The organism is Saccharothrix hoggarensis (assembly GCF_042678885.1).
Taxonomy (GTDB): domain Bacteria; phylum Actinomycetota; class Actinomycetes; order Mycobacteriales; family Pseudonocardiaceae; genus Actinosynnema; species Actinosynnema hoggarensis.
This window is the reverse complement of the sequence record NZ_JBHTLK010000254.1, coordinates 1-9440: the sequence shown is the minus strand read 5'-3', so window position 1 is coordinate 9440 and position 9440 is coordinate 1. Positions and strand designations below refer to the sequence as shown.

Below are 9440 nucleotides of genomic sequence, written 5' to 3'. Positions count from 1 at the left end.
ACCCGTCGCGGCCACCGTCGTCGCGGTGGTGGGCCTGGTCGCGGGTGCGGTGTGGCTCGCGCCGAGCGACCCCGGCACGCACGCCGCCGGCGCGCCGACCACCTCGTCGGCGACCGCGCCATCCACGACCACGGCGCGCAGCCCCGTCCCCACGTCGCCGGAAGACCTGATCGCCCGGTTCAGGGTGGTGCTCGGCGACACCGCGACGTTCGAGGTGATCACGCAGACGACCTTGCCGGGGACTTCGCCGTCGAAACACCAGGAACCGGGGACGGTATCGGTCTTGACGGCACAGCCGGGGGACCCGGACAACTGGGCGCTGATCGCCGGGACCCTGACCTCCGCCGGCGTCACCGGGAGCTTCGACCTGATGATCCGCTCCAGCGATTCCGAGCCCCGCGAGTGGTGCCGCCTCGCCCGCACGGAGGACTGCGATGTCAGCACGCTGCCCGACGGCTCCCGGCTGGTGACCGGGACCGGGCGGCAGGCCCCCGGCGCGGTGTCGTACCTGGCGTGCCTCATGCGGCACGACGGGACGACGGTCCTCATGCACGTCGGCAACCAGGAGGACCCCCGGGGCGCCGCGATCAACTCGCCGGGCGGCGAGATCTACTCGCCGCAGCCACCGCTGACCCTCGACCAGCTGAAGGCGATCGTCACCTCCGACAAGTGGTGGTGACGAGGTTCATGGTGGCCGGCCACGTCGGTGGCCGGCCGTCAGGCGTCACCTCGAAGCCCGAAACCGGGGCCACACCAGGGAATCCGCCGACTACCGGTGGTCGCGGGCTTCTTCCAGCAGCCGTGTTGCCTGCGCGGTCCGCTGGTACATCACGTAGCGCCCGGCTCTGACCTTGGTGACGAGGCGTGCGCGGTGCAGTGCGGTGAGGTGGTGGGAGACGGTGCTCGGGGAGTGTCCGATCCTGGCGGCTAGTTCCGAAGTGGAGCGGGCGGTGCCGAGGTCGGCCAGCAGGGCCGCCCGGACGTGGCCGACCACCTGCGCGATGCTCCCGGTCCCGCGGTCCCGGCCGGCTCCGACCCGCTGGGCGGGGTAGTAGAGGACGAACTGCCCGGGGGTGTCGACCTGGATGACGACGTCGCGCCGGCCGAGCACGCTGGGGGCGAGGACCAGGTCCCGGCCGGTGACGTCGATGTCGCCGTCCCACGAACTGGCGAGGGTGACCGCGTCCCCGGCCCACTCGATGTCGGGGTGGAGCGCTCCGAGCGCCCGGCCGACGCCGTGGGTGGCGATGGTCGTCGCGCGCTGGGCGATGTCCTGGTCGATGATCGAGCGCAGTTCGGGCCAGCCCTCGGCGAGGGCCTCCCGCCAGAACCGGGCGAGGCCGTTGGCGAGACGTCGTTGCATCCGCCCCGACTCCGCGATGCGGCGGGTCGTGGCCCGCAGCGGCCTGCTCCAGTGGGTCCGCGTGTAGGTGAGGACCTGGGTTTCGAGGTCCTCCTGCGTCGTGGCCTCGATCCGCGCGACCTGCTCGTCGAGCAGGTCGCGTCGCGGCGCGTCCGTCCCCGGCTGAGGGGTGAGGAGGTCGGGCGCGTAGGTGTCGCCGTTCCGCGGCAACAGGTCCGCGAGCAGGGCGACGTCCGGGTGGCCGAGTGACGCGCGGGCGAGTGGGCCTGGGTCTCCGAACACCGGGTGCCGGCCCGACGCGGCGGCGAGCCTCAGCCACGCCAGGGACTCCGACGCGGGAGAAGGGGCCAACCGCGTCCGGGACACCGTGTCGGCGTCTACACGCAGCATGAGCACCGCGCCGACGCTAGCAGTCGTGGCGGTGGATTCGAACCTGCTCGAATTCTTTCCGGTCCGAGGTCGGCGCGAGGTTGAGTGGTGACGCCGAACAACGGCGGCGACGTTCACCGCCGGTCTGCGGCGGTCGCCTCCCGCACGACGGTGATACGTGGCCAGTGCACCCGTTACTCGAAGAACCTGGGAGTGATCGTCATGGTGAGGCTGAAGGACACACCGAAGGCGAAGAGCCGCACGAGGAGGGTCGGCGCGATCTTGGCCGCGGTGGCGTCGATCGCCGGGATGATCTTCGCGGTGGCTCCGGCCACCGCGGCCGCTGCTCCTGCCGCCGCCTACCCCACCAGCACCTTCTCGATCGAGGTGGGGGCGAGCTACTACAAGGGCACGGTCACCTGGTACAACCGGTCGGTCGGCGTCACCGGGGCGTTCAAGGCCGTCGGGTGCCGTCGGGTCTACGGAGAGGCGTGGTCCGGTGACACCTACCTGGACACCGTGAGTTCCAGCACCTGGTGCGACAGGGCCGGGCAGGCGCCGTTCTCCATCGCCGCGGACGTCGTCGGCGGGGCCAACGAGCTCTACATCTGGATGACCACCGGAGATCCCGACTACTTCCTCGAAGGGGTCGTCTGCTACCGCGGCGTGAGCGTTTGCGTCCCCTTCTAGGAGGCCACCGCCAAGGTGTTCGCACGCCGAGGGCGTGAAACGCTCCCGGCGCACGGCAGACAGTCGAGCAGGCCCGTGCCCGTGGGCGCGCAGGGGCACCGAATCCGCCAAGCAGGTCCGGAGAACTCGGCGACCTGCCATCCGGATCTGCTTGGCGGACCGCCGGCCGGCGCCGGCCGCTGCGAGTTCGCGGGGAACTGACAGTCCATTGTGGTCAGTTCTGTGCGGTGGACGGCGCAAGGCACGGCTCCGGTCGGTCAATCGAGCGGTCCACGAAGGCGGGTGTGGCCGGAAGCGGCCGGCGGCGCTCCGGGGCGGGAGAGGTGTCGCAGGCTTGGGGCATGGGTGGGAATGACGGTGGGAGTGGTGCTCGGGTTCGCCGGGAGCTCGCGGGACTTCGGGTCACCGCCACGTCGGTCGACGGGCTCCTGACGGCGACCGCGGGTTACCTCGGCGACCTGATCGGGCTGCACGTCGACGCGCGGGTCTACCGGGATCGTGACGCCGAGGCGTTGGCGCGGAGGGTGCTGGACACCGCGCGGACGGCCGCTGAACGTGCCGCGCGGGCGGCGGGGGAGGTGGCGGACGGGTTCGGTGACGGTGACCTGCTCTTCGGTCCTTCGCTGCACGCGCTCGACCGCCTGATCGCGCGGGAGCGCGTCACGGCGGCGTCGGGATCGCGGCCCGTGCTCAGGTCCGGCATCGACCACGAGGCCGAACGCCGTGCGCTGGTGGCACGTCGGGAGGCGGCGGACGTGATCCGGGAGACGGCGGAGTCCGACGACGGGCTGGTCGCCGCGACGGCCGACGTCCGCGGCCGGCTGCTGGACCTGTCGCTGCACCAGGCGATCCACCGCTGGCCCGACTCGCGCCGGTTGGCGGACGCCATCGTCGCCACCACGCGACGGGCCGCCGAACGTGCGCGTGCCCGGCTCAACGCGACGACGACCGCTCCGGTCGCGCGTCAGGGCCTGTCGTGACGGGGCCCGGCGGTGGGGTGGACATGGACCCCGACCTCGCCGAACCGCTGATGAAGGACCTGGACGCGACCGGCGTGGGGCTGGCGAACGCCTGGCGGAACGTGCCCGCCGACACCCTCGCCGGCGAGGCGGCGATCGGCGTCGACAAGCTCGGCTGGGCGTTTCGGGAAGGGCTGAGCGGCGGGCAGGCGGCCAGTGACCTCGGCAACGGGTACATCCAGTTCGCCCACAGCGCGCGGGAGAGCGCGCAGCAGCTGCCGGTGAAGTACCAGGACCTCGCCGCCGCGGGCCTCGCCAGCGCCCGGGACTACCGCGACGCCGACCAGCGCGGTGCCGGCGCCATGCCCCGCTGACGACCCAGGTTGACGAACTCGCGCTGACGACCTGCGCGGGCGACCCATGTTGACGAACTCGCGGTAACGACTCGCGTTGACGACCCGCGCTGACCACCTGCCGACGACCCGCGCTGACCACCTGCGCTGACGACCCCGCCCGACTCCCGACAGGAGGCGCCGCCATGCCGATCCAGCCGCCGGATTCCCCGCTGTGGCACGCGATCCGGCCGCACGTCGAGTGGCCCCAGGCCGACGAGGAGGCGATGGTCAGGCTCGGCCAAACCTGGAAGGACGCGGGCGCCTACGACCACCGGCAGCACAGCGGTCGGGTCAACCAGCTGAAGGACGCCTGGAGGGACGACACCGGCCAGGACTACCACGCGCGGGCCGCCTCGCTCGTCGTCATGACGTCCGAGGCGTCCGCCCAGATGACGCGGCTCGGGTGGCTGGCCGCCCAGTACGGCGACGACGTCCGGTACACCAAGACCGAGATCGCCAAGGTGGTCAACGACACCACCGAGATGTACCGGGCGGCGTTCGCGCAGGCGGAGGACCCGACCAAGCCGCAGCGGATCGTGGCGGTGCTGACGGGCTCCATCAACGCCTTCACCGACGCCATGGCCGACCGGATCGCCGCCCGCGGCGCCCTGGGCGAGGACTTCCCCCGACCTCAGTTCGTCCCCAGCGAGCTGCCGCCGGCCCCCGGCGCGGTCGAACCGCTGCCCGGCACGGGAACCCAGCGCAACTCCGACGTGAACGGCGGGCGCGGCGAGGTCGTCAAGGCGAGTGCCGCGCCCGACCCGAAGGCGGACGCGCTGGCGGAGCGGATCGGCGGCCGGTCGCAGGTGCGATTCGCCAGGGACACGCCCGAGACCGAGTACGACGCCGTCAGCGACCAGTACGTCGCCCAGGCCAAACCGGCCAACCTCACCTACGGCAGCCAGTTCCGCAACCAGGCCCACATCACGTTCGAAGCCGCCGTTTCGACCGGGCGGACCCCCTACTTCCAGTTCGACGGCCCGCCCAAGCGCGGAGTGCTCGAGGCGCTCCAGCGTTACGCCAGGCAGTACGGTGTCGAGCCGGTCATCGACCTCCGACCGCTGTGAGGATGACATGCACCAGTTCCACGGATGGTTCCAGTTGGCGGAGGCGACGGAGGAGACCGACCTCGGCGGCCTGCGCGACGCCGTCGACCGCCTGAGGGCCCGGATCGCGGACGCGCCAGCCGGTGTCCGGGCGGCGGTGGAGTTCGTGAACGTCGCGCACTTCCTGACGCTCACCGGCAACCCCAACCGCAGGCGGGACACCTGGGTCGAGGACACGCTGGAGTTCGTGCGGACCACCCTGCCCGGATCGTGGGGGCTGCTCTACGAACGCGACGACGAGACGACGCTCCCGCCCGGTCCCAACGCCTTCCGCGTGACCGTCCTCGCCCGCGGGGAGCTCTCGGTGCGGGCCGACCCGTTCCTGTCGCCCTGCGTCCCGGTGATCGAGGACTGACCGCGGACCCCGGCACGCGACCTGTCGGCTGTGCCAGCATGAGGTGCATGCCTGCCATGCCCGAGAGTTCCGCCGGGGCCGTCGACGCGCTCGTGCCCAACGACTACGACACCTTCGGCGAGGCGTACGCCGCCGAAACCGAGAACAGCCTCCTCAACGCCTACTACACGCGGCCCGCGATCCTCGACCTGGCCGGGGACGTGGCCGGCCGGAAGGTCCTCGACGCGGGCTGCGGCTCCGGCCCCCTGTTCGCGGACCTGCGCGAGCGGGGCGCCGTCGTGGCGGGTTTCGACGCCAGCACCACGATGGTGGAGCTGTCCCGGCGGCGGTTGGGCGACGACGCGGACCTGCGGGTGGCCGACCTGGGCGGCCCGCTGCCGTACCCGGACGGCGAGTTCGACGACGTCGTCGCGTCCCTGGTGCTGCACTACCTGGAGGACTGGACCGCTCCGCTGGCCGAGTTGCGGCGCGTGCTGCGGCCCGGCGGTCGGCTGATCGTCGCCGTCAACCACCCGATCATCCGGAAGATGGCCGATCCCGGGGCCGACTACTTCGCGACCGCCCAGTGGTCCAGCGAGCACACGTTCGACGGGCGGAAGGCGGTGCTGTCGTACTGGCACCGGCCGCTGCACGCCATGACGGACGCCTTCACCGCCGCCGGCTTCCGCACCGCCGTGATCAGCGAGCCGCACCCCGCGCCGGCCGCGCGCGAGCTCTTCGCCGACGAGCTGGCGAAGTTCCCCTCCGGAGCCTTCCTGTGCTTCCTGTTCTTCGTGCTGGAGGCCGTCTAGCCGCAGCACGAGCGGTCCCGCGCGGCCCCGCCCGACGCGGGGCCGCGCCCGACCGGCCTACAGCTCCAGCCCGGTGAGCACCAGGACGCGCTGCTCGGTCAGGTCCTCCATCGCCGCGCGCACCCCCTCGCGGCCGGTGCCCGACTCCTTCACGCCGCCGTACGGCATCTGGTCGGCGCGGAAGCTCGGCACGTCGCCCACGATCACGCCGCCCACCGCCAACCGCTTCGCCGCGCGGAACGCCAGCCGCACGTCGTGCGTGAACACCCCGGCCTGCAAGCCGAACCGCGACGCGTTGACCCGGTCGAACGCCTCGTCCACCGTCGGCACGCGGTCCAGCACGACGACCGGCCCGAACACCTCCTCGTCCACGACCTTGCACTCCGCCGGCACGTCCGCCAGCACGGTCGGCTCGTACGTCGCGCCCGTCCGCCGGCCGCCGGTCAGCACGCGCGCGCCCGCCGCCACGGCCTCGTCCACCCACGCCTCGACGCGCCGCGCCGCCGCCTCGTTGATCAGCGGGCCGACGTCGGTCGCCGGGTCGGTCGGGTCACCCGTGCCGAGCTTGCGCACGTGCGCCACCACGGCTTCCGCCAACGCCGGGTACACGTCGTCATGGGCGTACACGCGTTGCACGGAGATGCACGACTGACCGCCCTGGTACATCGCGAACGTGGCGATCCGCTGCGCCGCGCGGTCGAGGTCCGTCCAATCAGGACAGACGATGGCCGCCGCGTTGCCGCCCAGCTCCAGCACGACGTGCTTGCGCGGCACCCGGTCCAGGATCGAGTAGCCCACCGGGCCGGACCCGGTGAACGACACCACCGGCAACCGCGGGTCCTCGGCCAGCGCGCCCGCCACCTCGTTCGGCACCGGCAGCACCGACCACGACCCGGCGGGCAGCTCAGCCTCCGCCAGCAGCTCGCCCAGCAGCAGCGCCACCAGGGGCGTCGCCGGCGCGGGCTTGACCACGATCGGCGCGCCGACCGCCAACGCGGGCGCGACCTTGTGCGCCACCAGGTTCAGCGGGAAGTTGAACGGCGCGATGCCCAGCACGGGGCCGCGGGGCGCGCGCCGCACCAGCGCCAGCCTGCCGTCCGCCGCCGGGTCGGTGTCGAGCCGCTGCAGCTCGGCGGCGAACCGGCGCGCCTCCTCGGCGGCCACCGGAACGTCGACACCGCGCGCGCCGCCTCGATCCGCGACCACTTCACCGGCTTGCCGGACTCGGCGGTGATCAGCGCGGCCACCTCGTCCGCCCGCTCGGCCAGCCGCCGCGACACGTGGTCCAGCGCCGCCGCCCTGGCGTGCGCGGCCGCCGCGGCGATCTCGTCGGCCACGGCGTGCGCGGCGGCGACCGCGTGCTCCACGTCGTCGGCGGTGGCGTTGGACGTCACGCCGGCCAGTGCGCCGTCGTGCGGGGCGCGGACCTCGACCAGGTCGGGGCTCGTCGCGGGACGCCCCGCCACCCAGTACGGCGTCGTGCCGCTTGCTCGATCGCTCACTCCATCGCTCCTTCAAGCACGTCCAGGCCCTCGGCCAGCAGCTCGTCGGGGATGACGAGCGGTGGCAGGAGGCGGATCACGTTCCCGCGGGTACCGCAGGTCAGCACGACCACGCCGGCCGCGTGGCAGGTGGCCGCCACCCGAGCCGCGGCCTCGGCGGAGACCAGTTCGACGGCCAGCATCGCGCCCCGGCCCCGCACGTCCACCACGGCGTCGGACGCGAGGCCCCGCAGGCGCGGCAGCACGGTCGCCTCGATGCGGCGGGCGGCGGCGTTGAGGTCCAGCTCGCGCATGGTGTCGATCGCGCCGAGCGCGGCGGCGCACGCCACCGGGTTCCCGCCGTACGTGCCGCCGAGGCCGCCCGGGTGCACGGCGTCCATGACGTCGGCGCGTCCGGTGACGGCGCCCAGCGGCAGACCGCCCGCGATGCCCTTCGCCGTCGTCACCAGGTCCGGCACGACGTCCTCGTGGTCGCACGCGAACCAGTCGCCGGTGCGGCAGAACCCCGTCTGGACCTCGTCGGCGACGAGCAGCACGCCGTGCTCCCGGCACCAGTCGGCCAGGGCGGGCAGGAACCCCGGCGCGGGCACGATGAAACCGCCCTCGCCCTGGATCGGCTCGACCACGACGCACGCGATCCCGTCCGGGTCGGGCATCGCGGCCACCGCGCGCCGCGCCGCCTCGGCGCCCGTCAGCCCGTCGTGGAACGGGTAGGAGCCGGGCACGCGGTGCACCTCGGGCGTGAACGGCCCGAAGCCCCGCTTGTACGGCATGTCCTTGGCGGTCAACGCCATCGTGAGGTTCGTGCGGCCGTGGTAGGCGTGGTCGAACGCCACGACACCCGGCCGCCCGGTGGCGTGGCGGGCGATCTTCACCGCGTTCTCCACCGCCTCCGCGCCGGAGTTCAGCAGCACGGACCGCTTGTCGTGCTCGCCGGGCGTCAGCTCCGCGAGCCGTTCGCACACGTCCAGGTACGCCTCGTACGGCGTGACCATGAAGCACGTGTGGCTGAACCGGTCGACCTGCTCGCGCACGGCGTCGGCGACGCGCGGGGCCGGGTTGCCGACGCTGGTGACGGCGATGCCGGAGCCGAGGTCGATGAGCCGGTTGCCGTCGACGTCGACGAGCAGGCCCGGCTCGGCGTGGTCGACGAACACCGGGAGCGTCGAGGCGACGCCTGCCGCGACCGCGCCCTTGCGGCGTTCCGCCAGCTCGCGGGAGCGGGGGCCGGGGATCTCGGTGCGCAGGCGGGCCATGTGTCCAGCATCGACCTCCTGGTGACCCGGCGACAGTGTCCAGTGTGGCGAGCTAGGTGTCTGGTGTTGTACACAGTGTTCATGTCGTTGACGGTCGGGGCGCTGGCACGCGAGGTCGGGCTGGTCGTGCACGTGGACGCGGGCCTGGACCGGGTCGTGGCGTGGGTGCACAGCACCGAGCTCGCCGACCCGACCCCGTTCCTGGAGGGCGGCGAGCTGCTGCTGACGACCGGCATCGCGCTCGGGCCGCTCGCGCGGTACGTGCGGCGGCTCGTGGCGGCGGGCGCGGCCGGGCTCGGGTTCGGCACCGGGCTCAGCCACGACCGGGTGCCGGACGACCTGGTCCGGGCGGCGCGGGACGCCGGGCTGGCGTTGCTGGAGGTGCCCCGGCAGACGCCGTTCATCGCGATCACCAAAGCGGTGTCGCGGGCGGTGGCGGCGGACGAGTACGCGGCCGTGGCGCGCACCAGCGAGGCGCAGCGCGCGCTGACCCGTGCGGCGGTGTCCGACGGACCGCACGGGGTCGTGCGGCGGCTCGCGCGCCTCATCGACGGCGGGGCGGCCTTGCTGGACCCGCGCGGCTCGCCCGTGCACGTCGTGGGGTCCGTGGCCGAGCTGTCCGGGCCGGAGCTGGCCGGGCAGGTGCGGCGGCTC

Annotated in this window: 12 protein-coding genes and 1 pseudogene; 8 read left to right on the top strand and 5 right to left on the bottom strand. The window is 73.3% G+C overall.

Annotated elements, in window-relative coordinates; genetic code table 11:
- Positions 1-222 (bottom strand): hypothetical protein (locus tag ACFQ3T_RS31030; protein ID WP_380728728.1); only part of this gene is annotated, 222 nt, incomplete at its 3' end.
- 61 nt (positions 223-283) lie between these two features.
- On the opposite strand from ACFQ3T_RS31030, the gene ACFQ3T_RS31025 reads away from it, so the two are divergent.
- Positions 284-679, top strand: a complete 396-nt coding sequence (locus ACFQ3T_RS31025; RefSeq protein ID WP_380728726.1) for a hypothetical protein — start codon at positions 284-286, stop codon at positions 677-679.
- 90 nt (positions 680-769) lie between these two features.
- Here the strand turns inward: ACFQ3T_RS31025 and ACFQ3T_RS31020 are convergent, their stop codons facing one another.
- Positions 770-1753, bottom strand: a complete 984-nt coding sequence (locus ACFQ3T_RS31020; protein WP_380728730.1) for an ArsR/SmtB family transcription factor — start codon at positions 1751-1753, stop codon at positions 770-772.
- Positions 1754-1926: 173 nt separating this feature from the next.
- On the bottom strand, positions 1927-2067 hold the full coding sequence (locus ACFQ3T_RS31015) for a hypothetical protein (protein ID WP_380728724.1): 141 nt from the start codon (positions 2065-2067) through the stop codon (positions 1927-1929).
- Between ACFQ3T_RS31015 and ACFQ3T_RS31010 the strand changes: the two genes are divergently transcribed.
- The 6 genes from ACFQ3T_RS31010 to ACFQ3T_RS30985 all read left to right on the top strand — a co-directional run bounded on the left by ACFQ3T_RS31010 (position 2054) and on the right by ACFQ3T_RS30985 (position 6028).
- A complete protein-coding gene (locus ACFQ3T_RS31010; RefSeq protein ID WP_380728722.1) occupies positions 2054-2422 on the top strand; it encodes a hypothetical protein in 369 nt (122 codons plus the stop codon). The two genes, ACFQ3T_RS31015 and ACFQ3T_RS31010, sit on opposite strands and share 14 nt — an antisense overlap.
- A gap of 341 nt (positions 2423-2763) precedes the next feature.
- The gene (locus ACFQ3T_RS31005) at positions 2764-3402 is read left to right on the top strand and encodes a YbaB/EbfC family nucleoid-associated protein (protein ID WP_380728720.1); all 639 of its coding nucleotides are present in this window, start codon (positions 2764-2766) and stop codon (positions 3400-3402) included.
- Positions 3403-3425: 23 nt separating this feature from the next.
- Positions 3426-3755, top strand: coding sequence for a hypothetical protein (locus ACFQ3T_RS31000; RefSeq protein WP_380728718.1), 330 nt, complete (start codon positions 3426-3428; stop codon positions 3753-3755).
- A gap of 164 nt (positions 3756-3919) precedes the next feature.
- A complete protein-coding gene (locus ACFQ3T_RS30995; protein ID WP_380728716.1) occupies positions 3920-4843 on the top strand; it encodes a WXG100-like domain-containing protein in 924 nt (307 codons plus the stop codon).
- 7 nt (positions 4844-4850) lie between these two features.
- Complete coding sequence (locus ACFQ3T_RS30990) at positions 4851-5237, top strand: Imm7 family immunity protein (protein WP_380728714.1); 387 nt, start codon at positions 4851-4853, stop codon at positions 5235-5237.
- A gap of 47 nt (positions 5238-5284) precedes the next feature.
- Positions 5285-6028, top strand: coding sequence for a class I SAM-dependent methyltransferase (locus ACFQ3T_RS30985; RefSeq protein WP_380728711.1), 744 nt, complete (start codon positions 5285-5287; stop codon positions 6026-6028).
- Positions 6029-6085: 57 nt separating this feature from the next.
- On the opposite strand, the pseudogene ACFQ3T_RS30980 reads toward ACFQ3T_RS30985, so the two are convergent.
- Positions 6086-7530, bottom strand: a pseudogene (locus ACFQ3T_RS30980) (aldehyde dehydrogenase family protein).
- On the bottom strand, positions 7527-8786 hold the full coding sequence (gene gabT, locus ACFQ3T_RS30975) for a 4-aminobutyrate--2-oxoglutarate transaminase (protein ID WP_380728708.1): 1260 nt from the start codon (positions 8784-8786) through the stop codon (positions 7527-7529). The pseudogene ACFQ3T_RS30980 and the gene gabT overlap by 4 nt, the downstream one beginning before the upstream one ends.
- A gap of 63 nt (positions 8787-8849) precedes the next feature.
- Between gabT and ACFQ3T_RS30970 the strand changes: the two genes are divergently transcribed.
- A partial coding sequence (locus ACFQ3T_RS30970; protein ID WP_380728706.1) for a PucR family transcriptional regulator ligand-binding domain-containing protein occupies positions 8850-9440 on the top strand: 591 nt, incomplete at its 3' end.

Coding starts and splice junctions, on each gene's coding strand:
- ACFQ3T_RS30985 (WP_380728711.1), top strand. CDS start 5,285: ATGCCTGCCATGCCCGAGAGTTCCGCCGGGGCCGTCGACGCGCTCGTG.
- ACFQ3T_RS31000 (WP_380728718.1), top strand. CDS start 3,426: ATGGACCCCGACCTCGCCGAACCGCTGATGAAGGACCTGGACGCGACC.
- gabT (WP_380728708.1), bottom strand. CDS start 8,786: ATGGCCCGCCTGCGCACCGAGATCCCCGGCCCCCGCTCCCGCGAGCTG.
- ACFQ3T_RS30990 (WP_380728714.1), top strand. CDS start 4,851: ATGCACCAGTTCCACGGATGGTTCCAGTTGGCGGAGGCGACGGAGGAG.
- ACFQ3T_RS31005 (WP_380728720.1), top strand. CDS start 2,764: ATGGGTGGGAATGACGGTGGGAGTGGTGCTCGGGTTCGCCGGGAGCTC.
- ACFQ3T_RS30995 (WP_380728716.1), top strand. CDS start 3,920: ATGCCGATCCAGCCGCCGGATTCCCCGCTGTGGCACGCGATCCGGCCG.
- ACFQ3T_RS31020 (WP_380728730.1), bottom strand. CDS start 1,753: ATGCTGCGTGTAGACGCCGACACGGTGTCCCGGACGCGGTTGGCCCCT.